Source organism: Pseudomonas sp. F220 (assembly GCF_057813935.1).
The window spans coordinates 1-23767 of record NZ_JBVASJ010000053.1; the positions used below are offsets into that span (position 1 = coordinate 1).

The window sequence follows — 23767 nt, forward strand, 5'->3', positions numbered from 1 at the left end:
CTCTGGCTAACACTTCCCCTTGCCGGGTGTGTAGAGGACTTTCACCTCCAAGTCACCAGCGTGGCCACCACAGCCAAACTGGTTGCGCTTGCGCGCAACGCGCCATGCCTGGCGCACACAAAAAAAGCCGCTGCTCCCTAAGGAGCAGCGGCTTTAGAAGAACTGCGTTAGGGCTTAGTAACCCAGGCCGAAGTCTTCTTCTTTCATGTCCATCAGGTTGTTGGCACCCGACAGCATGGTTGCAACGTGCGTACGGGTACGCGGCAGGATGCGCTGGAAGTAGAAACGTGCAGTCTGCAGCTTGGCGGTGTAGAACGCCTCTTCGGTGGTGCCGGCAGCCAGCTTTTCAGCAGCCAGACGCGCCATGTCAGCCCAGAAGTAAGCCAGGCAGGCATAACCGGAGTACATCAGGTAATCCACCGAAGCGGCACCGACTTCTTCGCGGTCTTTCATGGCAGCCATACCAACCTTCATGGTCAGCTCGCCCCATTCTTTGTTCAGTGCAGCCAGAGGCTCGACGAACTCTTTGACAGCTTCATTGCCTTCGTTGGTCTGGCAGAACTTGTGGACGATCTTGGTGAAGCCTTTCAGAGCCTCGCCTTGAGTCATCAGCACTTTACGGCCCAACAGGTCCAGCGCCTGGATGCCGGTGGTACCTTCGTACAGCATGGAAATACGGCTGTCGCGAACGTTCTGCTCCATGCCCCACTCGGCGATGAAGCCGTGACCACCGTAGATTTGCACGCCGTGGTTGGCGGATTCGAAGCCCACTTCAGTCATGAAGGCTTTGGCGATCGGGGTCATGAAGGCCAGCAGACCGTCAGCTTGTTTTTTCGCGGCTTCGTCATCACCGTACTTGACGATATCGACCTGTTTGGCCGTGAAGTAAACCATTGCGCGGTTGCCTTCGGCGAATGCCTTCATGGTCAACAGCATGCGGCGTACGTCAGGGTGCACGATGATCGGGTCAGCGGCTTTTTCCGGCGCTTTCGGGCCAGTCAGGGAGCGCATTTGCAGGCGATCACGAGCGTATTTCAGGCCGCCCTGGAAACCGATCTCGGCGTGAGCCAGACCTTGCAGGGCAGTACCCAGACGCGCGGTGTTCATAAAGGTGAACATGCAGTTCAGACCTTTGTTCGCCGGGCCGATCAGAAAACCGGTGGCCGCATCGAAGTTCATCACGCACGTCGCGTTACCGTGGATGCCCATCTTGTGTTCCAGGGAACCGCAGGTCACAGCATTGCGTTCGCCAATGCTGCCGTCAGCATTCGGCATGAACTTTGGAACGATGAACAGGGAAATGCCTTTGGTGCCCGCCGGTGCGTCCGGCAGACGTGCCAGAACGATGTGGACGATGTTGTCGGCCATGTCGTGTTCACCGGCCGAAATGAAGATCTTGGTGCCGGTGACTTTGTAGGAACCGTCAGCCTGAGGCTCTGCCTTGGTGCGCAGCATGCCCAGGTCGGTGCCGCAGTGCGGCTCGGTCAGGCACATGGTGCCGGTCCATTCGCCGGAGACCAGTTTGGTCAGATAAGCCTCTTGCTGCTCAGGCGTACCGTGCTCGGAAATGGTGTTCATCGCGCCATGGGACAGGCCTGGGTACATGCCCCACGACCAGTTGGCTTCACCGACCATTTCACTGACCGCCAGACCCAGAGACTCCGGCAGGCCTTGGCCGCCGTGCTCTACGTCGTGGGCCAGGCTTGGCCAGCCGCCTTCGACGAATTGCTTGTAGGCTTCTTTGAAGCCAGTCGGGGTCTTAACGCCGGACTCACTCCAGGTGCAGCCTTCGGTGTCACCCACGCGGTTCAGCGGAGCCAGCACCTGCTCACAAAACTTGGCGCCTTCCTCAAGAATGGCGTCAACCATGTCTGGAGTAGCGTCCTGGCAAGCCGGAAGGCTCTGATAGTGCGCTTCGTAGCCGAGCAGTTCGTCACGAACGAAGCGAATATCACGCAAGGGGGCCTTGTAGTCAGGCATAGCGATAAACCTCTGCTGATGTAACCGGGAATGAACGACCGTGTTGATTTATTGTGACGGTCAAACAGTTGTTTGAAACATACGTTTACGACCAAATCTTGTCAAGGGTCGATCATTTGCCGTTCGTCATCGTTTGCCGCAACGTCAGGCGCACAAAGGCCCACAGCGAAAGCCATGCAGAAAAATTTAGTCGATGGATAAAGTGCAGGAGCTGGCTTACCAGCGATAGGAATGGCGCAGTGTTTTCAGACAGGACGCTTCGCGGGCAAGCCCGTCCCTACAGAAAAGCGGCTTTCCCGGTATGACTCAAGCGAAGGTATCGATCAACGTGCCGAGCATTTCGTCAGAGGCCTTGGCAACTTTGACACCCAGTTCCGCCTGAATCTTGCCCATGGACATATCGACCATGCTGCTGGCCAGATCTGATTGTTGGCTGCGGTCTACCGAGCGCAGACGGTCGACTTGAGCGTCGGAAGACTGACTGGTGACAGCGCGCTCGACGGTTGTGTTAGCAATCTGGCCGGCGGCCTGATCAACACGGTTCTGGCCCGTCTGAATAGTGCTCAGACCGGCGTAGAAAGCGGTATTCCCTGAAATTTCCATGGGAGAACTCGATCCTGAACAGGATAAACAGGGTCCATTGAAGCAGACCCTCCCGCAAAAGGCCCGACAAAAACACTAATGGCACAGTGCCTTATCATAGGCAAAATCTAGTCTAGAAGGTCCAGCTGTAAATACTCGGCCACCGCTTCTGCCGTGACAGCCTTGAGCTTCGGCACTCGACCGAGGCACGGCGCGGGCAACCGTTCGGCCAAGGTGGCGAGATTTTCCTCCAGCCGCGAGGTCTTGGGATCGATGATGTTGGCCACCCAACCTGCCAACTGTAAACCGTCCCGGGCAATCGCCTCGGCCGTCAGCAACGCGTGATTGATGCAACCCAGCCGTACGCCCACCACCAGAATGACCGGCAAATCCAAGGCCATCGCCAGGTCCGACAGGTTGTCCTGATCGGCCAGTGGCACTCGCCAACCACCAGCGCCTTCGATCAAGGTGAAATCGGCTTGCTTGTCCAGAATATGCCGCATCGGCAGCACCAACGACTGGACCGTCAGCGTCACGCCTGCCTCTCGGGCCGCCAGATGCGGCGCGATGGCCGGTTCGAATGCCACCGGGTTGACCTCGGCGTAGCTCAGCGGCAGTGAACATTCAGCCAGTAACGCCAGGGCATCGGCGTTGCGCAAGCCTTTGGGCGTCACCTCGCAGCCGGAAGCCACCGGTTTACCCGCCGCGGTGCTCATCCCCGCTGACCGCGCAGCATGCAACAGACCTGCAGCGATAGTGGTCTTGCCGACATCGGTATCGGTGCCAGTGATGAAATAGGCTGCGCTCATAGCGATTTCTCCAATACGGCGTAGACCACCTGATAAGTCGCTGGCAGCCCTTGTCCCTGACGAAACTGTTCATAGGCCTTGATCAAACCGAGTATCCGCGCCCGGCCCGTCAAACCACCCGGCCGACCAGGATTCAGATTGTGCGCACCCAAAGCCTTCAGCTCATGAGTCAGGCTGCGCACGTCCGGGTAATGCAGCACATGCGGACGGGCTTCCAGGCTGACCACACGCAAACCGCTGGCAGCGCAAAGCTGCTGATAAGCGCTGAACGGGCGGAAGCGATTGACATGAACCATGCCATCGACCTGACTCCAGCTATCACGCAATTCATACAAGGTACCAACGCATAGGCTAGCAAACGCCAACACGCCGCCAGGCTTCAGTACGCGATGCGCCTCACTCAGCACCGAGGTGAAGTCTGCGCACCACTGCACCGCCAGGCTGGAGAAAATCAGCTCACAACTCTGCGCCTGCAAAGGTAAACGCTCGGCATCGCCGGCGATGAAATGCGTTGCGCCGCCTAATGGCCGGGCGTGGTTGAGCATGCCTTGGGCGATGTCCAGCGCCAACCCTTCGCTCTCGGGGAATGTCTGCCCCAGAATACGACTGAAATAACCCGTGCCGCTGCCCAGGTCCAGCCAACGATGGGGGGACAAATCACCTGGCAAACGGCTCAGCAACTCACTGCCAACCGCCCGCTGCAACTCAGCCACGCTGTCATAACTGGCCGCCGCGCGGGAGAAGGACGCCGCTACCTGACGCTTGTCGGGCAAGCTGCCTGGAAGATTGGGAAGGGACAAATCAGTCATCACCGGACTCATGCAAAAAGGCCTGGATCGCCCCCGCCACACCGTGAGGGTCTTCCAGAAGAAACGCGTGGCTGGCCTGTTCAATCAGACCGATTTCAACATCCGGCAACAACGCCAGCAACTCCCCTGCCGCTTCGGCCGGGACCAGGCCGTCGAGCCCGCCAAACAGATGCAACTGCGGGCCACGAAAAGATTGCAAGGCTTGGCGGGTATCCAGTTGCGCGAGCAACTCCAACCCACTCAACAAGGCTGACGGAGGCGTATTCGGCGCACCGCCCAGCAGCAGACGCGCCATGCCACGCGGGTCCTCGGCGCCTTGGGCGCAGAGCAGGCCGAAGCGCTTTAGCGTCCCCCGTGGGTCGGCACCGCACCCGGCAAGAAACGCATCAAAGGTTTCCCCAGGCATCGCGCTCAGCCATTCGGCACGGGCGACAAAACAAGGATTGCTGGCCAGTGTGAGCAAGCCGCAACAGCGGTCGCCGCGCCGGGCGGCCAGTTCCGAGGCGAGCATGCCACCCAACGACCAGCCACCCAGCCAGACGTTGTCCGGCAGGGTTGCGTCGAGTTCGTCGAGCCACTCATCAAGGTCACTCGATTCCAGTTCCGGCAGCGGTTCGATTTCGACCCGCAGGTGTTCATCCAACCCCTGCAAGGCAGCCGCCAGCGGTTCCAGCGGCGAAATGCCGAGGCCCCAACCGGGCAGCAGAATCAGTCGATCACGCATGGATTGGCTCCGGTCCAAGTTCGCTAAAACAATCTGCCAGACCATTTAACAATAGCTGGACCTGAGCCTCGCTGTGGGCTGCAGACAAGGTCACGCGCAAACGCGCACTGCCTGCCGGCACAGTCGGCGGACGGATCGCAGTGACCATCAAGCCACGCTCGCGCAACATCTGCGACAAGCGAACGGCGCGCCCGCTGTCGCCGATCATGATCGGTTGGATCGGCGTGAAACTGTCCATCAGTTCCAGACCAATATGCTCAGCGCCGTGGCGGAACTGGCGGATTAGCGCATTCAGGTGCTCACGTCGCCAATGCTCGCTGCGCAGCAGTTCGAGGCTTTTGAGCGTTGCACACGCCAGGGCTGGCGGTTGGCTGGTGGTGTAGATATACGGACGGGCGAACTGGATCAGGCTTTCGATCAGCTCTTCGCTACCGGCGACGAACGCCCCAGCCGTGCCGAAGGCTTTGCCCAGCGTGCCGACTAATACCGGCACATCTTCCTGGCTCAAACCAAAGTGCTCGACGATCCCGCCACCATTAGCACCCAACGGACCAAAGCCGTGGGCATCATCGACCATCAACCAGGCACCTTTGGCCTTGGCCTCTCGGGCCAGTGCGGGCAAATCGGCGAGGTCGCCGTCCATGCTGAACACGCCATCGGTCACCACCAGCGTGTTGCCCGTGGCTTTCTCCAGGCGCTTGGCCAGGCTGACCGCATCGTTGTGCAGATAGCGATTGAAGCGCGCACCGGACAACAGCCCTGCATCCAGCAACGACGCATGATTGAGCCGGTCTTCCAGCACCGTATCGCCCTGCCCGACCAGCGCCGTGACTGCGCCGAGGTTGGCCATGTAACCGGTGGTGAACAACAACGCCCGCGGGCGGCCGGTCAAATCGGCCAAGGCTTCTTCCAGCGCATGGTGTGGGCCGCTGTGACCGATCACCAGATGCGAAGCACCGCCGCCCACCCCCCAACGGGACGCCCCGGCGCGCCAGGCTTCGATCACTTGCGGATGATTGGCCAAGCCCAGGTAATCGTTATTGCAGAACGCCAGCAACGGCTGACCGTCGACCACCACTTCCGGGCCTTGAGGGCTTTCAAGCAGAGGGCGATGGCGATAAAGGTTTTCGGCACGACGAGCAGCGAGACGCGCGGCGAGATCAAAAGACATGCAGGCCTCGTGGGTCAGAATTCAGAAACGATGTCGCATTACCTCGTGGGAGCGAGCCTGCTCGCGATGAGGCCATGACATCCAACATTTATGTTGAATACCAAATTGCTATCGCGAGCAGGCTCGCTCCCACAGTGTTTTGCATTCCAATCAGAGGAATCGGTGGGGCGATCAAACAGCTGCGTTATAAAACTGCTCGCTGCTCTTCTGCTCCACCAGCGCCTGCTCGATGGCCGCTTGATGCACTTCGTCAGCGTGCTCTTCGCGGGCTTCCGGCAGGATGCCCAGGCGCGAGAACAGTTGCATGTCCTTGTCGGCCTGCGGGTTAGAGGTAGTCAGCAATTTATCGCCGTAGAAAATCGAGTTGGCGCCGGCAAAGAAGGCCAGAGCCTGCATCTGCTCGTTCATCGCTTCGCGGCCAGCGGACAGGCGCACGTGGGATTGCGGCATCAGGATGCGGGCTACTGCGAGCATGCGGATGAAATCGAACGGGTCGATGTCATCGGCGTTTTCCAGCGGCGTACCGGCGACTTTCACCAGCATGTTGATCGGCACCGACTCCGGATGCTCCGGCAGGTTGGCCAGCTGGATCAGCAAATTGGCACGGTCATCAAGGGACTCACCCATGCCGAGGATGCCGCCGGAGCAGATTTTCATCCCGGAATCACGCACGTAAGCCAGGGTTTGCAGGCGTTCGGCGTACGTACGGGTGGTGATGATGCTGCCGTAGAACTCAGGCGAAGTGTCGAGGTTGTGGTTGTAGTAGTCCAGGCCAGCGCTGGCGAGGGCTTCGGTCTGGTCCTGGTCGAGACGCCCGAGGGTCATGCAGGTTTCCAGGCCCATGGCTTTCACGCCTTTGACCATTTCCAGCACATAGGGCATGTCTTTGGCTGACGGATGTTTCCAGGCTGCGCCCATGCAGAAGCGCGTCGAACCAATAGCTTTGGCGCGAGCGGCCTCTTCGAGGACCTTCTGCACTTCCATCAGTTTTTCTTTTTCCAGCCCGGTGTTGTAGTGACCGGACTGCGGACAATATTTGCAATCCTCCGGGCAAGCACCGGTTTTGATCGACAGCAGCGTCGAAACTTGCACGCGGTTGGCGTCGAAATGCGCGCGGTGCACCGTCTGCGCCTGGAACAGCAGGTCATTGAAGGGCTGAACAAACAGCGCTTTGACTTCGGCTAAAGACCAGTCATGACGCAGGTTGGCAAAGGTGCTGGCGCTCATTGGCGATTCCTTGTTTATGCTTGGCAAGCGGCGGCGGGAAGTAATACCCACAGACGCGACACGGATGTTCGGCATATTTAAGGAAGAGACATGCACTGTCAACCACAATACAGAGGACCGGTTTACATCTGGTTAAAAAACAAACAAACCTGTTTACTCTGTGACGAACTCACCGATACCCCTCACCCCCTCTGCACACCCTGTGAAAGTGAGCTGCCCTGGCTCGGTGATCATTGCCAGATTTGCGCCCTGCCCTTGCCCATGACCGGTTTGACTTGCGGCCAATGCCTGAAGAAGCCCCCGGCCTTTCAGCAGGTCGTAACACCCTTTACGTACGGCTTTCCGGTCGACAGCTTGATCACCCGTTTCAAGCACAACGCAAAGTGGCCGTTTGGTCGTTTGTTGGCCGAACTTCTCAGCCAATCGCTGCAACATCGTTTTGATGAAGACCTCATACGGCCCGACGCTCTGCTCCCCGTGCCCTTGGCCAACAAGCGCCTGCGCGAGCGCGGTTACAACCAGGCGGCGATGCTCGCCCACTGGCTCAGCGACAGCCTGAACATCCCCTGCGATGAACGCTTGCTGCTACGGATTCAGGACACTACTGCGCAACAAGACCTGGATGCCAAAGCGCGTAAACACAACCTGCGAAGGGCATTTGCCCTGGCGCCCGACGCGCAAATCAAAGGCCGACATCTGGCCTTGGTCGACGATGTGTTGACCACCGGCGCCACCGCCGAAAGCCTCGCCCGTTTGCTAATGAAAGCGGGAGCCCAGCGGGTCGACGTCTATTGCCTGGCCAGAACACCCAAACCCGGCGAGTTGACCTGACTTGACTCTCACGCCCCAAGACGCCAACGTCCAACCCCATCAATACAGCTCGTAGCGCACCGCCATGTCCTTGCCCACGCTTTTGACTCAACACATCGTCCGCCGTCCACAACGCATTGCCTTGCTGCAACACATTGCCGAGCAAGGCTCGATCACTCGCGCCGCGAAAAGCGCGGGGTTGAGTTACAAGGCGGCCTGGGATGCCATTGATGAGTTGAATAACCTCGCACAGAAGCCTTTGGTCGAGCGCAGCGTCGGTGGCAAGGGTGGTGGAGGGGCGAAGTTATCCAGCGAAGGTGAGCGGGTATTGCGGCTTTATCAACGCCTGCAAGCGTTGCAGGCTCAAGTGCTGGAAGCCGCAGAAGATGCCAGTGACCTGGACCTGCTCGGCCGTTTGATGCTCAGGACCAGCGCGCGTAATCAACTGCATGGCAAGGTCGTGGCCATCGACAGTCAGGGGCGCAATGATCTGGTGCGCCTGGAACTGGCCGAGGGACTGACAATTCAGGCGCAGATCACCCACGACAGCACGCTGCGATTAGAGCTGGAAAGGGGTACTGAAGTGGTGGCATTGATCAAGGCTGGCTGGCTGGATTTACTGGCCATCGATCAAACCGCAACACCTGGACACAATTGCCTGAGCGGGATTATCGATGAAATTCTCGACGCCGAAGACGGCCCCAGTGAGGTACGTATCGCCCTGCCGAACGGGCAAACCTTGTGTGCGTTGGCCGAGCCGTTACACCTTAGAAGCTTGGCGATGACGACTGGAAAACCCGTCTTGGTGCAATTCGCACCGTCCAACGTATTGCTCGGCACACCGCTTTAACCAAGGGCGGACGCGCTTTTCGTAGCCGCTGGCGGAGCCTGCGTTCGGACGCAGCGGTCGTAAAACCTGCCACCGCGATTCTGACCTTTTACCGAGTCTGCTGAACTACGACTGCTACGCAGCCGAACGCAGCCTTCGGCAGCTGCTACAGCGATTGGCGGCGCGGTTTGACATTCCACTGCAACATTTCCTTCATAAACGCTCCTTAAGGTGACTGCAAAAACCCGCAGGGAGCCTGATGTGAACCTATTAGACGAAAACCAGCCCACCGACCTCGAAAAAATCGTCGGCCTTAGCCGTCGCGGATTCATCAGTGCCGGTGCCCTGTGCGGCGCGGCAATGTTTCTGGGCGGTAACGTGCTGAGCCGCAGCGTACTGGCCGCGAGCGTCAGTGCCGGTTCAAGCACATTGCTGGGTTTCACCAGCATTGCCGCCGCCACCAGCGACACCATCACCTTGCCGCCAGGTTATAAATCATCAGTCTTGATCAGCTGGGGCCAGGCGCTACAAAAGAATGGCCCGGCCTTCGACCCAAGCGGCAATGGCACGGCCCAGGCCCAGGAAGTCCAGTTCGGCGACAACAACGACGGCATGAGCCTGTTCGCTTTCCCCGGCGACCACGACCGCGCGCTGATGGCGATCAACAACGAATACACCAACTACCGTTACCTCTACCCCCACGGCGGCATGCCGCAGTCGGCGGAAGACGTGCGCAAGGCTCTGGCCAGCGAAGGCGTGTCAGTGATCGAAGTGCAACGTAAAAACGGTCAATGGCAATTCGTCCAGGGCTCGCGTTACAACCGCCGTATTCACGGCAACTCGCCGCTGCGTCTGAGCGGTCCGGCCGCTGGTCATGATCTGTTGAAAACCAGTACCGACAAGCACGGCAAAAAAGTCCTCGGCACCTTCCAGAACTGCGCCAACGGCAAGACGCCTTGGGGCACTTATCTGACGTGTGAAGAGAACTTCACTGACTGCTTCGGCAGCAGCAATCCCGAGCAGAAGTTCGACGCCGCACAGAAGCGCTACGGCGCTGTAGCGGCCAGCAAAGAGATCAACTGGCATCAACATGACCCGCGCTTCGACCTGGCGAAAAATCCCAACGAACTCAACCGTCACGGTTGGGTCGTGGAAATCGATCCGTTCGACCCACAATCGACCCCGGTCAAACGCACCGCCCTTGGCCGCTTCAAACATGAAAACGCTGCACTGGCCGAGACCAGTGACGGTCGCGCCGTGGTCTACATGGGCGACGACGAGCGCGGCGAATTCATCTACAAGTTCATCAGCCGCGACAAGATCAACCACGGCAACCCCAAGGCCAACCGCGACCTGCTGGACCACGGCACCTTGTACGTTGCGCGTTTCGATGCCGGCGATAGCAATCCCGACCATCCGAAAGGTCAGGGTCAATGGATCGAGCTGACCCACGGCAAGAACGGCATCGACGCCAGCAGCGGTTTCGCCGACCAGGCCCAAGTGCTGATCCATGCACGTCTCGCCGCCAGTGTGGTCAACGCCACGCGCATGGACCGCCCGGAATGGATCGTCGTCAGCCCCAAAGACGGCCAGGTCTATTGCACCCTGACCAACAACGCCAAGCGCGGCGAAGATGACCAGCCAGTCGGTGGTCCAAATCCGCGGGAGAAGAATGTCTACGGGCAGATTCTGCGTTGGCAGGAAAACCGTGATGACCACGCGGCCATGAGCTTTTCCTGGGATCTTTTTGTGGTGGCGGGTAATCCTGCCGTGCACGCCGGCACACCGAAAGGCGGCTCGTCGAACATCACCCCGCAAAACATGTTCAACAGCCCCGATGGCCTGGGCTTCGACAGCGCTGGCCGACTGTGGATTCTCACCGACGGCGACGCCAGCAACAGCGCAGACTTCGCCGGCATGGGCAACAATCAGATGCTCTGCGCCGACCCGGTCAGCGGTGAGATCCGTCGGTTCATGGTCGGCCCCGTGGGCTGCGAAGTGACCGGCATCAGTTTCTCGCCGGATCAGAAAACGTTGTTTGTCGGTATTCAGCACCCGGGCGAAAACGGCGGTTCCACCTTCCCCGAGCATCTGCCGAACGGTAAACCGAGGTCTTCAGTGATGGCAATCAGCCGAGAAGATGGCGGGATCGTCGGCGCCTGATAGATCCATTCGCGGGCAAACCTCGCTCCCACAGTGGACCTGTGTTGATCACAAAATCGCGAACACACTGAAGATCTAACAATGTGGGAGCGAGCCTGCTCGCGATGACGTCAGCACAGTCACCACCTATCTTCCGCTGTCTGCGCTACCATGTTTGGCCGGACGCGGCAGCCTGCTGCGCGCAGGAGTCAGCATGGCCCATCCGTTTGAAACCCTTACACCCGACCTGGTGCTCGATGCTGTTGAAAGCATCGGGTTTCTCAGCGACGCCCGCATCCTGGCACTCAACAGCTATGAAAACCGCGTTTATCAGGTCGGCATCGAAGACTCCGAGCCGCTGATCGCCAAGTTCTACCGCCCACAGCGCTGGACCAACGAGGCGATCCTCGAAGAACACCGCTTCACCTTCGAACTCGCCGAGTGCGATGTTCCAGTGGTCGCGCCAATGATCCACAACGGCGAAAGTCTGTTCGAACACGCCGGTTTCCGTTTCACCCTGTTTCCACGCCGTGGCGGCCGCGCTCCAGAGCCCGGCAACCTGGATCAGTTGTATCGCCTCGGGCAATTGCTTGGCCGCTTGCACGCGGTCGGCGCCACCCGCCCGTTCGAACACCGCGAAGCCCTCGGTGTGAAGAACTTTGGTCATGACTCACTGACGACCTTGCTCGAAGGCAATTTCATTCCTCGCAGTTTGCTCCCGGCCTACGAGTCGGTCGCCAGGGATCTGCTCAAGCGAGTGGAAGAGGTCTACAAGGCCACGCCTCATCAAAACATCCGCATGCACGGTGACTGTCACCCCGGCAACATGATGTGCCGCGATGAGATGTTCCACATCGTCGACCTCGACGACTGCCGCATGGGCCCGGCGGTGCAGGATCTGTGGATGATGCTCGCCGGTGACCGTCAGGAATGTCTGGGTCAATTGTCGGAATTGATGGACGGCTACAGCGAGTTCCATGACTTCGACCCGCGTGAACTGGCGCTTATCGAACCGTTGCGCGCACTGCGTCTGATGCACTACAGCGCCTGGCTGGCCCGACGTTGGGATGATCCGGCGTTCCCCCATAGCTTCCCGTGGTTCGGCACCGAGCGTTATTGGGGCGATCAGGTATTGGCATTGCGCGAACAGCTTTCGGCGCTGAATGAAGAACCACTGAAGTTGTTCTGACCCCTTGTAGGAGCGAGCTTGCTCGCGATGGATGTTAACGATAACGCGTGTTTTCTGAATAAACGCATCGCCCTTGAGTCCATCGCGAGCAAGCTCGCTCCTACAAAAGCGAACACGACACATCTATACAACCTCCTTACAATGGCCGCTCTGACCGTTAGCTGCCTAAGCAAGGATTCTGTATGCAAGCCGCCAACCCGCGTCGCGGGTACGTTCTAGGCCTGACCGCCTACATCATCTGGGGACTGTTCCCGCTCTACTTCAAAGCCATCGCTAACGTGCCCGCTGTGGAAATCATCGTCCACCGGGTGCTGTGGTCCGCGTTGTTCGGCTCGTTGCTGTTGTTGGTCTGGAAGCATCCGGGCTGGTGGCGCGAACTGCGTGAAAACCCGCGCCGGCTGGCAATTCTGGCGTTGAGCGGCACGCTGATCGCAGCCAACTGGCTGACTTATGTGTGGTCTGTCAATAACGGCCGCATGCTCGAAGCCAGCCTCGGCTATTACATCAACCCGCTGGTGAACGTGCTGTTGGGCATGCTGTTGCTCGGCGAGCGTCTGCGGCGCATGCAGTGGCTGGCGGTAGTGCTGGCGACCGTCGGCGTGGCGCAGCAAGTCTGGCAAGTCGGCAGCTTGCCGTGGGTGTCGCTGATACTGGCACTGAGCTTTGGCTTCTACGGGTTGATCCGCAAGCAAGCACCAGTCAGGGCATTGCCCGGGCTGGTGGTGGAAACCTGGATGCTGGTGCCGATTGCCTTAGGCTGGATGTTGCTCAATCCAGTAGCGACCAGTGCTCAGGCTGCATTCTGGACCACCTCTGAAGCCTGGTGGCTGGTGGCTGCTGGGCCGATCACGCTGGTGCCGCTGGTGTGCTTCAACGCTGCCGCACGGCATTTGCCCTACACCACCCTGGGCTTTCTGCAATACATAGCTCCGACCCTGGTGTTATCGCAGGCAGTGCTGCTGTTTGGTGAGCATTTGTCTTCAAGCACCTTGATCGCATTCGTATTTATTTGGGCAGGTCTGGCGGTTTACAGCGTGGATGCCTGGTTCAGCCTGCGCCGACGCGCCTGATCAAAAAACGTACAAATCTCTGCAGACCACGCATAGCGTGGCCTGCAAGCATCCGTCCCAAGGTTATCCACAGCGTGATCCCCGTCGTTTGTGCACAAGCCCTTGAAACTGTTCGTTTTTTGCTCAAACCCTAAAGAAGCCCGGCCGGCTTGGGCTGGCGGCGCATCTCTACAGGTTATCCACAGGCAGGTGCACGTTTTACTTGGATAACCTTTCCCTCAGGGCTTAGACCTCGCTGCGCAACACCAACTCGACCATCAGATCATCCGCCAGGGTTTCCAGGCGCGCCTGCAATACATCCAGGGACAAGGTCAACGGCACCGCCAGAATCGCCTCCGCGTGAAACAACGGCTCGCTGCTCATGGGTGCCGGCCGCACATCAGTCACCAGCCGCTCCAGGTTCACGCCCTGCTCAGTCAACAACCGCGTGATATCGCGCACAATCCCCGGCCGGTCATTGCCCACCAGCTCCATAGCGATCGGCTTCCAGGTGCAGGATTGTTCGATGCCGCTTTCAGCAATCAGCACGCGAATACCGTGCGCCGACAGCCCTTGCAGCGCATCCACCAATTCGTCATAGGCCTCGGCCGGCACACCGACCCGCAGGATCCCGGCGAATTGCCCGGCCATGCGTGACATGCGACTTTCCAGCCAGTTGCCGCCGTGCTCAGCAATGCACTGGGCAATGCGCTCGACCTGACCGGGCTTGTCCGGGGCGAATACGGTGAGTACGAGATGATCCATGGCGCAGCCCTCTTGTCATGACTTTTGTTATAGAAGAGCAAGTATAGGCAAGGGTTGATTGTGCGTGGCAATGGGATCTCTATTGTAGGAGCGAGCTTGCTCGCGATGGACTCAAGGGCGGCGCGTTCATTCAGAAAACACGCGTTATCGTTAACGTCCATCGCGAGCAAGCTCGCTCCTACAGAAAACAAATCGTGTACTGTTTTTATATTTATCTGGAACAATCTAATGGTTTTTTGAGAACATCCCATCCCCCAGCGTGACCGAACAGCTGGCTTAAGTCGCTAAACGACGTATTTAGTCTAATTTTCACAACCGCAATTCATCATGTAGTATGCCGAAGCGCGCACTACATAACGCTGGATCGATGTCTGCCCAGGCGCCATCGCAACCCCGAAAAGCCCCGTCAGCAAGGCTCTGCCGTTGATTGGACCCACCCAGCCGCCAGCAATGGCATGTACTGGTGCAGGGGTTTGTGGTTTAAATGGCCAGAGGCTTCATTGTTAAATTGAAGAGCTGAAAAGCGAAATAGCTGAGCAGAGTGAGGCAAGCAATGACTGAACACGTTCAAGTCGGTGGCCTGCAGGTCGCCAAAGTCCTGTTCGACTTCGTGAACAACGAAGCCATTCCCGGTACCGGCCTCACCGCCGATAAGTTCTGGGGCGGTGCCGACAAGGTCATTCATGACCTGGCGCCGAAGAACAAAGCCCTACTCGCCAAACGCGACGACTTCCAGGTGCGTATTGATGCCTGGCACCAGTCCCGTGCCGGCCAGGCGCATGACGCCGTGGCCTACAAAGCTTTCCTGCAAGACATCGGTTATCTGCTGCCAGAAGCGGCGGATTTCCAGGCGACGACACAAAATGTCGACGACGAAATCGCTCGCATGGCCGGTCCACAACTGGTCGTTCCGGTGATGAATGCCCGTTTCGCCCTCAATGCCTCGAACGCCCGCTGGGGCTCGCTATACGACGCGCTGTACGGCACTGACGCCATCAGCGAGGCCAACGGCGCAGAGAAAGGCAAAGGCTACAACAAGGTCCGTGGCGACAAAGTCATCGCCTTCGCTCGCGCCTTCCTCGACGAAGCCGTGCCTTTGTCGGCCGGCTCCCACGTCGACTCCACCGGTTACAAGATCGTTGACGGCAAACTGGTGGTCAGCCTCAAGGGCGGCAGCAACAGTGGCCTGCGCAACGACGCGCAGTTGATCGCCTTCCATGGCGACGCCGCTGCACCGACCGCGATCCTGCTGAAAAACAACGGTCTGCACTTCGAAATCCAGATCGACGCCAGCACTCCGGTCGGTCAGACCGACCCTGCCGGCATCAAAGACCTGCTGATGGAAGCTGCGCTGACCACCATCATGGACTGCGAAGACTCGGTCGCCGCTGTCGATGCCGATGACAAAGTAGTGATCTACCGCAACTGGCTCGGCCTGATGAAGGGCGACCTGTGCGAAGAAGTGTCCAAGGGCGGCAAGACCTTTACCCGCACCATGAACGCTGACCGCCGCTACACCGCGCTCGACGGAAGCGAACTGAGCCTGCACGGCCGTTCCCTGTTGTTCGTGCGTAACGTTGGCCATTTGATGACCATCGACGCGATTCTCGACAAAGACGGCAACGAAGTGCCCGAAGGGATTCTCGACGGCCTGGTCACCAGCCTCGCAGCGATTCACAACCTCAACGGCAATAACTCGCGTAAAAACAGCCGTACCGGCTCGGTCTACATCGTTAAACCGAAAATGCACGGCCCGGAAGAAGTGGCGTTCACCAACGAGCTGTTCGGTCGTATCGAAGAGGTTCTCGAACTGCCGCGCAACACCCTCAAAGTCGGCATCATGGACGAAGAGCGGCGTACCACGGTCAACCTCAAGGCCTGCATCAAAGCAGCCAGCGAGCGTGTGGTGTTCATCAACACCGGTTTCCTGGACCGCACTGGCGATGAAATCCACACCTCCATGGAAGCTGGCGCGATGGTGCGTAAAGCGGACATGAAGGCGCAGAAATGGATCGGCGCCTACGAGAACTGGAACGTCGATATCGGCCTGAGCACCGGCCTGCAAGGTCGCGCCCAGATCGGTAAAGGCATGTGGGCCATGCCCGACCTGATGGCCGCGATGCTCGAGCAGAAAATCGCTCATCCGCTGGCCGGCGCGAACACTGCCTGGGTGCCATCGCCGACCGCCGCTGCACTGCACGCGCTGCACTACCACAAGGTCGACGTGTTCGCCCGTCAGGCCGAACTGGCCAAGCGTGGTCGCGCATCGATCGACGACATCCTGACCATCCCGTTGGCGAGCAACACCCACTGGTCGGCCGAAGAAGTCCAGAACGAACTGGATAACAACGCCCAGGGCATCCTCGGTTACGTGGTGCGCTGGATCGACCAAGGCGTGGGTTGTTCGAAAGTACCGGACATCAACGACGTCGGCCTGATGGAAGACCGTGCCACGCTGCGTATTTCCAGCCAGCACATCGCCAACTGGTTACGCCATGGCATCGTCAACGAGACCCAGGTGCTGGAAAGCCTCAAGCGCATGGCACCCGTGGTCGACCGGCAGAACGCCAACGACGCGTTATACCGTCCGCTGGCACCGAACTTCGACAGCAACATTGCCTTCCAGGCGGCCGTCGAACTGGTGATCGAAGGCACTAAACAGCCAAATGGTTACACCGAGCCGGTCCTGCACCGTCGCCGCCGCGAGTTCAAGGCCAAGAATGGTCTGTGAATAAGCGTTAGCGGTAGATAACAAAAAGCCCTGATCGCGAGACCAGGGCTTTTTTTGTTTTGGTTGTCCCGAAACCGCTATCGCGAGCAAGCTCGCTCCTACAGGGACCGCGCAATACCTGTAGGAGCGAGCTTGCTCGCGATAGCGTCATGAGTAACACCACACACCTACGGCACCACTCCCAACTCATGCCTCACCAACGCCAGCAACTCGTTGGTATCGATCGGCTTGAGCAGGAAATCCACCACACTCAAATGCATGGCGGCGATGGCATCTCTGACATCCGCGTCCCCGGAAATGATGATAATCGGCAGCGCTGCCCGCTCCGACTCGCGCACCTTGCGTATCAAATCCAGACCATTGCACGGTGCCATCCGCAGATCAGTGATGAGCAAGCCAATCGATTTACTCGATTTCAATAATTCGAGAGCCGCTTTGCCGCTGGCCGCCGTGACGCAGCGAATGCCATCCAGACCAAGAATTTCCGCCAGCAGCTCGCGCGCGTCCTTATCGTCATCGGCGATCAATACGCGCTGCGGCGGCAAATCAGGTTCGAGCATGACGGCGCTCAGCGCCTCGCGCTCGGCATCAGTCAAAATATCGTGGTCGGGCATACGTTTCTCTACGTGTTTGAATCAATCCCTTGGCACGGTGCTCAGGCATCACTGAACAAACGTTCGACGGGCATTTCGTCGGAGAGTTGCTAATAGAGCTTATGACAGTTTTTTGCGTTCGCTCTGTAGGTTTTCTCCGAAACTTCGACTTAGAGGGTAGCCACCTAGACTTACGTCCAATGGGCACCCCGCGCACAGGGGCCGACCATAGCTGATGATCCAACAACAATTCAAAAAAGACTGCGGTAATGATTATGAGTAAAGCGGATGCCTTCACCCAGGCAGGGAAAACGGCGGTGTTGCAGAACATCCATGGCACCGTGCAGTTCCTTCAACGGTTCCCGCCTTTCAATCAGATGGAAAATGCTCACCTGGCTTACCTGGTCGAGCAATGCCAACTGCGCTTCTACGCCCCGGGTGAGAGCATCATTAAGCCCGCCGACGGTCCGGTTGAACACTTCTATATCGTCAAGCAAGGACGCGTCGTCGGTGAGCGCCCGCACACCGCCAAGGGCGGTACCGAAACCACTTTCGAAATTACTACCGGCGAGTGTTTCCCTCTGGCCGCACTGCTCGGCGAACGCGCGACACGTACCGAACACCTGGCGGCCGAAGATACCTTTTGCCTGCAACTGAACAAACCGGCGTTCATAAAGCTGTTTGCGCTATCGAGCCCGTTCCGCGACTTCGCCCTGCGCGGGGTCAGCAGCCTGCTTGATCAGGTCAACCAGCAAGTTCAGCAAAAAGCCGTGGAAACCCTCGGCACCCAGTATTCGCTCAATACACGCCTGGGCGAGTTGGCCATGCGCCATCCGGTGTCCTGCAGCCCGCTCACGCCGCTACGCGAAGCGGTGACCCTGATGCACGAGCAACAGGTCGGCAGCATCGTGGTGGTCGATGAGCAAAAAGCTCCAATCGGCATTTTCACCCTGCGTGACCTGCGCCAGGTGGTCGCCGATGGCACCAACGATTTCAACCAGAGCATCGAACGGCACATGACCCAGGCGCCGTTTTCCCTGACGCCCGATCACAGCGCCTTTGACGCAGCGATTGCCATGACCGAACGGCATATCGCCCATGTTTGCCTGGTCAAGGATCAGCGCCTGTGCGGCGTGGTCTCGGAGCGCGATCTGTTTTCCCTGCAACGGGTCGATCTGGTGCATCTGGCGCGGACCATCCGCAACGCACCTCGGGTGGAAAACCTGGTGGCGATTCGCGGCGAGATCGGCCAACTGGTGGAGCGCATGCTCGCCCACGGTGCGTCCTCGACCCAGATCACCCACATCATCACCTTGCTCAACGACCATACCGTGTGCCGCGTTATCGAATTGACCCTGGCGGACAAGGGCGATCCCGGTGTGCCGTTCAGTTGGCTGTGTTTCGGCAGTGAAGGTCGCCGCGAGCAGACACTGCATACCGATCAGGACAACGGCATCCTCTTCGAAGCGAGAGACGCTGCGCATGCTGCCGAGATCCGTAGCAAACTGCTGCCGTTGGCGCAGCAGATCAACCAGACCCTGGCGCTGTGCGGATTCACCCTGTGCAAGGGCAACATCATGGCCGGTAACCCCGAGCTGTGTTTGTCGCGTGCCGAATGGGCCCGGCGTTTCTCTGCGTTTATCCGTGAAGCAACACCGGAGAACCTGCTGGGCTCGAGCATCTATTTCGATTTGCGAGTGGTCTGGGGTGATGAGCAAGGCTGTGAGCAATTGCGCCGCAGCATTCTCGATCAGGTCGCTGACAACCGACTGTTTCAGCGCATGCTGGCGGAAAACGCCTTGCGTCAACGCCCGCCGGTGGGGCGTTTCCGCGAGTTCGTGCTGGCCCGCAAGGGCAACGAAAAGGCCACTCTGGATCTGAAAGTCCAAGGCCTGACCCCCTTCGTCGACGGCGCCCGACTGTTGGCCCTGGCCAACGGCATCGAAGCCAACAACACCCTGGAACGCCTGCGGCAACTGGTCGCCAAGGAGGTTATCGAACGGCTGGATGGCGCGGCCTATGAAGAGGCCTACCACTTCATCCAGCAAACCCGCATGCAGCAGCATCAGCTGCAAACCCGCGAGAACCTGCCCTACTCCAACCGGGTTGACCCTGACAGCCTCAATCATCTGGACCGACGAATCCTGCGTGAATCCCTGCGTCAGGCCCAACGCCTGCAAAGCAGCCTGACGCTACGGTATCAACTATGAGCCTGTTCTCCTGGCTACGCCCCAATAGCCCGACACTGACGGGTGAACAGCAACAGCGACTGGAGCGTTTGATGGTCGCCCCGCAGATGAGCGAATGCAGCCTGCGCGAGCAGCGCTGGGTGGTGGTCGATCTGGAAACCACCGGGCTCAACCTGAACAAGGATCTGGTGCTGTCCATCGGTGCGGTAGTGATCGAAGACGGCGCGATCGATTTCAGCCAGCAATTCGAGCGAACCCTACAGCGCACCGATCACAAACTCAGCCCCAGCGTACTGATCCACGGCCTAGGCCCCAGTGCCATTGCCGCCGGAAGCGATCCGGTCGAAGCCTTGCTGGACTTCATGGAGTTCGTCGGCGACAGCCCGTTGCTGGCCTTCCATGCACCGTTCGACCAGCACATGCTCGGGCGGGCCTTGAAGGACAGCCTGGGTTACCGTTTGCAGCACCCTTTTCTGGACATCGCCGACATGGCGCCGCTGCTCTGTCCCCAGGCGCACATTCGTGAAGCCGGACTGGATGACTGGATCGCCCATTTCAAACTGCAGGTTGGTGAACGCCACCACGCCAGCGCCGATGCCCTGGCCACCGCCGAACTGGCGTTGATCCTGTTCAGTCGCGCACGGCAGCAGCAGATTCATAGCCCGCTGAATCTGCAACAACGGCTGAACCAATGGAAACGCCGCAAGCAGGCGCATTCGTTTTAACAGGTAATCGCCGGCCCCGTAGCAGCTGGCGAAGCCTGCGTTCGGCTGCGAAGCGGTCGTAATCCAGCCAACGCGTTATACCTGCCCCACCACGGTGGCAGGTTTTGCGACTGCTGCGCAGCCGAACGCAGGCTTCGCCAGCTGCTACGGGGAGGTGGTCAACCCCAGGATGAAGGTGTAGGAGCCACCAGCGACACAGAACCCTCGCCAGCCGCCCCGGAACTTAATAGGCTAACGCCCTGCCCATTTTGTGAGGAATGTCCATGTCCGCCCCCAGCATGACCTTGTTCCACAACCCAGCCTCGCCTTACGTTCGCAAAGTGATGGTGCTGCTCCACGAAACAGGCCAACTGGACCGCGTGGCGCTGCAAGACTGCCAACTCAGCCCCGTCAGCCCGAACGCCGCCCTTAATCAGGACAACCCGTTGGGTAAAATCCCGGCCCTGCGCCTGGCCGACGGTAATGTGCTGCACGACAGCAGGGTGATTCTCGACTACCTCGACCACCAGCACGTCGGCAACCCGCTGATCCCCCGCGACGGCTCGGCCCGATGGCGCCGCCTGACCCTGGCCTCGATGGCCGACGGGATCATGGATGCCTCGGTACTGGTGCGTTACGAAGTCGCCCTGCGCGCCCCGGAAAAACACTGGGACGAGTGGCTCGAAGCCCAACGCAACAAAATCCGCCGCGCCCTGGCGGTGCTGGAAGCAGATGCGATTGCCGAGCTGACCAGCCATTTCGATGTGGCGGCGATCAGTGTGGCGTGTGCTTTGGGTTACTTGGACTTCCGCCACCCGGACCTGAACTGGCGTGAAGCCAATCCAAAACTTGGCGCCTGGTATGCCGAAGTCAGTCAGCGACCGTCAATGTTGGAAACCCAGCCGCCGGTTTGAAACGAGCAAGGCCAAAACCCTCGCAGTTCTGCTAGTAGGCAACGCCTGAAAAAGCTCCGATGCTGAGGGTCCGGTTTTTTGGACCCTGCACGGAGCTCAATCGATGTCTGCTTTCCCTACTGCGGGTTAAGCTCTCAACCCCAATCAGCAATCCGGCTTATCCGCCGTAAACCGCCGAGCCGGGTTCACTGCTGCACCGAACTCACGCAACGCCTTGGCGCCAATCAGCAGTGGATAGTTGAAGCTGCTGCGATCGGTCAAGTTGACCTCGACGGTGCGCTTGACGTTGCCCAGGCACATTTCCAGTTCCACTACCGGACGCTTGGTGGCCTCGGAACCTACCTTGTCTTCGTCCTCATCGGCGCGGTTTTTGATTTTGCTGATCCGCGCGATTTTATGCTCATAGACCTTGTCGCTTGCGCCCTTGGTCGCCAGGCGGAAACGCACCCATTTTTCGCCATCACGGGTAAAGATCTCGATGTCCTTGGCCGACAGCGACGCGGTCAGGGCTCCGGTGTCCATTTTGGCTTGCAGGGTCTCACCGATTTCCGGCAACTTGATGTTTTCGTAGCGCCCGTAAAGGGTCGGCTCGGCGGCCATGACCGGCAGGGCCAGGAGGGACAAAAGTGCAAGGACGGATTTCACTTGAGAGGGTTCCTTAGGGGAATGAGGCAGCGGGATTTTAGACCGTAACGTTGGAATTCGTTCGCTCTTGAGATCACTTCGCGGGCAAGCCTGTTGTGGTCCAGTTTTTTTGGACCCATCTGTAGGAGCAGGGGGGGACGCCTAGTCCTTGCCCGCGATAAGGTCCGCACGACCTTCCAGCAATCTATAGCTGAAACCACCCTACCCAACCAAACGTGAAACATTCGTCAGCACTCACGTGCGATTTGGCCTCACGCCCGGGATGCGATTCTGGACGTGACGGTGGTTTACCCGCAGGCGGAGATCCCGGGGTTCTGGAGTTTGATCAGTGGTGATGTGCCGAAGGTGATCATCAACATCCAGACCCGCGAGCTGGACCCGGCACTGTGCCAGGGTGATTACGAAAACGATCCGGCGTTTCGCCAGACCGTCCAGAACTGGGTCAACCAGCTCTAGACCGAGAAGGACCAGCGCATCGACGCCTTGCGCGCCGAGTGCCGTTGAATCAGCTACCAGCGCCCCAGATCCCGCCCAGACTTTGCAGCAGCGAGCCGCCAACGCCCTGCTGACCGAAGTATTGCAGGATCACCGGGGCAAACAGGCCGATCATCCCGCTGTCCATGCCCAGAGCGCTGAAGGCGTTGTTCAGGTCACTGGTGTCTTTCACGTTGCCCAACAAACCATTGAGCATTGAAGACTGGCCGGACGGACCCAGCAGTCCACCCAAGCCACCCAGCCCACCCAGCCCACCCAGGGCGTTATTGCCCGAGAGCAGATCCAGGCCCGGCACGCTTTGGCTCAATTGCGAGAAGTCGGTCGCGCTCAGCCGATTCTTCGCCAACCCGAGCATCGCGCCGGCTCCGCCGAGCGCCTGTTGCGGAGTGATGTCGAGCTGCGAACCCAGCGTATCGAGCAAATCGGGCGCTGCCGCGTCTGCCCCATCGTCGCTCTGATTGCCTTGCGCACCGGAGACTGCGTTGGCCACATCGCTCAGGTTGAACGCCGCGAAGACCGGGCCTGTCGCCAGGGTCATGAGCAAAGCGAGTGCAATACCGCGAGAAACCTTCATCGAAACAACCTCTTGGGCCATGAAAACCACCCTGCAATGGGTAGTGAAAAGCAGCCGTTGGACTGGCAAGGACGGGGATTGTTCCCAGCGTGAGGAGCGTTGTTGCGGTCAGTCGTCAGCCCCTCTGAAATCCAGTCGAAAAAATTTCCCGCGCACTGCATCCAGTGTCCACCGGCCAACGTATATCAAGCACGGACAGACACTCCTGACCGATTTTCCCCACGAGGATCATCACCATGAAACGCACTCCGATTAAAACCCCGTTGATCGCCAGCCTACTGACCCTGGCCCTTTCCAGCGGCCTGACGATGACCATCGCACAAGCAGCCGACATGAGCCACGACAGCGTGATGGTCGGCGGCCAGAGCATGATGCCGAGCAAAGACATCATCGATAACGCCGTCAACTCAGCCGACCACACCACCCTGGTTGCCGCCGTAAAAGCCGCCGGGCTGGTCGACACCCTCAAAGGTAAAGGCCCGTTCACCGTGTTCGCGCCGGTCAACTCGGCCTTTGCCGCCCTGCCCGCCGGTACCGTCGACACCCTGCTCAAACCGGAAAACAAAGCCACCCTGACTCACATCCTCACCTACCACGTGGTCGCCGGTAAGCTCGATATGGCGGAGTTGGCCAAACGGATCAAGACCGGCGGCGGCAAGGCAGAGCTTGTTACTGTAAGTGGTGGCAAGTTGTGGATCATGATGAATGGCCCGCACAACATCGTGCTCAAGGATGAAAAAGGTGCCACCGCCGACATCACCACCTATGACGTGAACCAGTCCAACGGCGTGATCCAGGTCATCGACAAAGTGCTGCTGCCTAAAAGTTGAGCATTG

At 59.0% G+C, this 23767-nt stretch carries 21 protein-coding genes and 1 pseudogene; 11 read left to right on the top strand and 11 right to left on the bottom strand.

Annotated elements, in window-relative coordinates:
* Positions 1 to 174 precede the first annotated feature (174 nt).
* From ACZYSM_RS27110 to bioB, 7 genes are all read right to left on the bottom strand, one after another.
* Positions 175 to 1980 (bottom strand): phenylacyl-CoA dehydrogenase, encoded by a 1806-nt coding sequence (locus tag ACZYSM_RS27110; protein WP_489076423.1) that lies wholly within the window; start codon positions 1978 to 1980, stop codon positions 175 to 177.
* Between the two features lie 306 nt (positions 1981 to 2286).
* Positions 2287 to 2583 carry a pyrroloquinoline quinone biosynthesis protein PqqE gene (locus tag ACZYSM_RS27115; RefSeq protein WP_489076425.1) on the bottom strand — a complete coding sequence of 99 codons (297 nt, stop codon included), beginning with the start codon at positions 2581 to 2583 and terminating at the stop codon, positions 2287 to 2289.
* Positions 2584 to 2690: 107 nt separating this feature from the next.
* Positions 2691 to 3371 carry a dethiobiotin synthase gene (gene bioD, locus ACZYSM_RS27120; protein ID WP_489076427.1) on the bottom strand — a complete coding sequence of 227 codons (681 nt, stop codon included), beginning with the start codon at positions 3369 to 3371 and terminating at the stop codon, positions 2691 to 2693.
* The gene (gene bioC / locus ACZYSM_RS27125) at positions 3368 to 4180 is read right to left on the bottom strand and encodes a malonyl-ACP O-methyltransferase BioC (protein WP_489076429.1); all 813 of its coding nucleotides are present in this window, start codon (positions 4178 to 4180) and stop codon (positions 3368 to 3370) included. Before bioC ends, bioD begins: the two co-directional genes overlap by 4 nt.
* Positions 4173 to 4904 (bottom strand): alpha/beta fold hydrolase, encoded by a 732-nt coding sequence (locus tag ACZYSM_RS27130; protein ID WP_489076431.1) that lies wholly within the window; start codon positions 4902 to 4904, stop codon positions 4173 to 4175. Before ACZYSM_RS27130 ends, bioC begins: the two co-directional genes overlap by 8 nt.
* The gene (bioF, locus tag ACZYSM_RS27135) at positions 4897 to 6075 is read right to left on the bottom strand and encodes an 8-amino-7-oxononanoate synthase (protein ID WP_489076433.1); all 1179 of its coding nucleotides are present in this window, start codon (positions 6073 to 6075) and stop codon (positions 4897 to 4899) included. The genes ACZYSM_RS27130 and bioF overlap by 8 nt, the downstream gene beginning before the upstream one ends.
* Positions 6076 to 6246: 171 nt before the next feature.
* Positions 6247 to 7302, bottom strand: coding sequence for a biotin synthase BioB (gene bioB / locus ACZYSM_RS27140; RefSeq protein WP_489076435.1), 1056 nt, complete (start codon positions 7300 to 7302; stop codon positions 6247 to 6249).
* 90 nt (positions 7303 to 7392) lie between these two features.
* Between bioB and ACZYSM_RS27145 the strand changes: the two genes are divergently transcribed.
* The 5 genes from ACZYSM_RS27145 (at position 7393) to rarD (ending at position 13342) form a co-directional block, all read left to right on the top strand.
* Positions 7393 to 8133 (top strand): double zinc ribbon domain-containing protein, encoded by a 741-nt coding sequence (locus ACZYSM_RS27145; RefSeq protein WP_489076437.1) that lies wholly within the window; start codon positions 7393 to 7395, stop codon positions 8131 to 8133.
* A gap of 64 nt (positions 8134 to 8197) precedes the next feature.
* On the top strand, positions 8198 to 8962 hold the full coding sequence (locus tag ACZYSM_RS27150; RefSeq protein WP_489076439.1) for a TOBE domain-containing protein: 765 nt from the start codon (positions 8198 to 8200) through the stop codon (positions 8960 to 8962).
* A 240-nt stretch (positions 8963 to 9202) separates the two neighbouring features.
* Positions 9203 to 11104 carry a PhoX family protein gene (locus ACZYSM_RS27155; protein ID WP_489076441.1) on the top strand — a complete coding sequence of 634 codons (1902 nt, stop codon included), beginning with the start codon at positions 9203 to 9205 and terminating at the stop codon, positions 11102 to 11104.
* A gap of 193 nt (positions 11105 to 11297) precedes the next feature.
* Positions 11298 to 12272 (top strand): serine/threonine protein kinase, encoded by a 975-nt coding sequence (locus ACZYSM_RS27160; RefSeq protein WP_489076443.1) that lies wholly within the window; start codon positions 11298 to 11300, stop codon positions 12270 to 12272.
* A 182-nt stretch (positions 12273 to 12454) separates the two neighbouring features.
* A complete protein-coding gene (rarD, locus tag ACZYSM_RS27165) occupies positions 12455 to 13342 on the top strand; it encodes an EamA family transporter RarD (RefSeq protein WP_489076445.1) in 888 nt (295 codons plus the stop codon).
* A gap of 225 nt (positions 13343 to 13567) precedes the next feature.
* Here rarD and ACZYSM_RS27170 read toward each other — a convergent pair whose 3' ends face one another.
* Complete coding sequence (locus tag ACZYSM_RS27170; RefSeq protein ID WP_489076447.1) at positions 13568 to 14086, bottom strand: glycine cleavage system transcriptional repressor; 519 nt, start codon at positions 14084 to 14086, stop codon at positions 13568 to 13570.
* A 553-nt stretch (positions 14087 to 14639) separates the two neighbouring features.
* On the opposite strand from ACZYSM_RS27170, the gene ACZYSM_RS27175 reads away from it, so the two are divergent.
* Complete coding sequence (locus ACZYSM_RS27175) at positions 14640 to 16817, top strand: malate synthase G (protein WP_489076449.1); 2178 nt, start codon at positions 14640 to 14642, stop codon at positions 16815 to 16817.
* A 167-nt stretch (positions 16818 to 16984) separates the two neighbouring features.
* Here ACZYSM_RS27175 and ACZYSM_RS27180 read toward each other — a convergent pair whose 3' ends face one another.
* A complete protein-coding gene (locus tag ACZYSM_RS27180) occupies positions 16985 to 17431 on the bottom strand; it encodes a response regulator (protein WP_489076451.1) in 447 nt (148 codons plus the stop codon).
* A 248-nt stretch (positions 17432 to 17679) separates the two neighbouring features.
* Here ACZYSM_RS27180 and ACZYSM_RS27185 point away from each other — a divergent pair, with 248 nt between their 5' ends.
* The 3 genes from ACZYSM_RS27185 (at position 17680) to ACZYSM_RS27195 (ending at position 21217) form a co-directional block, all read left to right on the top strand.
* Entirely contained in the window at positions 17680 to 19620 is a 1941-nt protein-coding gene (locus tag ACZYSM_RS27185) for a putative nucleotidyltransferase substrate binding domain-containing protein (protein WP_489076453.1), read from the top strand.
* Positions 19617 to 20324: a 3'-5' exonuclease gene (locus ACZYSM_RS27190; protein ID WP_489076455.1), complete on the top strand. Its 708-nt coding sequence runs from the start codon at positions 19617 to 19619 to the stop codon at positions 20322 to 20324. The genes ACZYSM_RS27185 and ACZYSM_RS27190 overlap by 4 nt, the downstream gene beginning before the upstream one ends.
* A gap of 263 nt (positions 20325 to 20587) precedes the next feature.
* Positions 20588 to 21217 (top strand): glutathione S-transferase, encoded by a 630-nt coding sequence (locus ACZYSM_RS27195; protein WP_489076457.1) that lies wholly within the window; start codon positions 20588 to 20590, stop codon positions 21215 to 21217.
* Positions 21218 to 21361: 144 nt separating this feature from the next.
* Here ACZYSM_RS27195 and rloA2 read toward each other — a convergent pair whose 3' ends face one another.
* The gene (rloA2, locus tag ACZYSM_RS27200; RefSeq protein WP_489076459.1) at positions 21362 to 21862 is read right to left on the bottom strand and encodes a retropepsin-like aspartic peptidase RloA2; all 501 of its coding nucleotides are present in this window, start codon (positions 21860 to 21862) and stop codon (positions 21362 to 21364) included.
* Positions 21863 to 22123: 261 nt separating this feature from the next.
* Between rloA2 and ACZYSM_RS27205 the strand changes: the two are divergent.
* Positions 22124 to 22318, top strand: a pseudogene (locus ACZYSM_RS27205) (acyltransferase); the annotation flags it as partial.
* 49 nt (positions 22319 to 22367) lie between these two features.
* Here ACZYSM_RS27205 and ACZYSM_RS27210 read toward each other — a convergent pair.
* Positions 22368 to 22931, bottom strand: coding sequence for a DUF2780 domain-containing protein (locus ACZYSM_RS27210; RefSeq protein WP_489076479.1), 564 nt, complete (start codon positions 22929 to 22931; stop codon positions 22368 to 22370).
* Positions 22932 to 23167: 236 nt separating this feature from the next.
* On the opposite strand from ACZYSM_RS27210, the gene ACZYSM_RS27215 reads away from it, so the two are divergent.
* The gene (locus ACZYSM_RS27215) at positions 23168 to 23761 is read left to right on the top strand and encodes a fasciclin domain-containing protein (RefSeq protein WP_489076461.1); all 594 of its coding nucleotides are present in this window, start codon (positions 23168 to 23170) and stop codon (positions 23759 to 23761) included.
* Positions 23762 to 23767 lie beyond the last annotated feature (6 nt).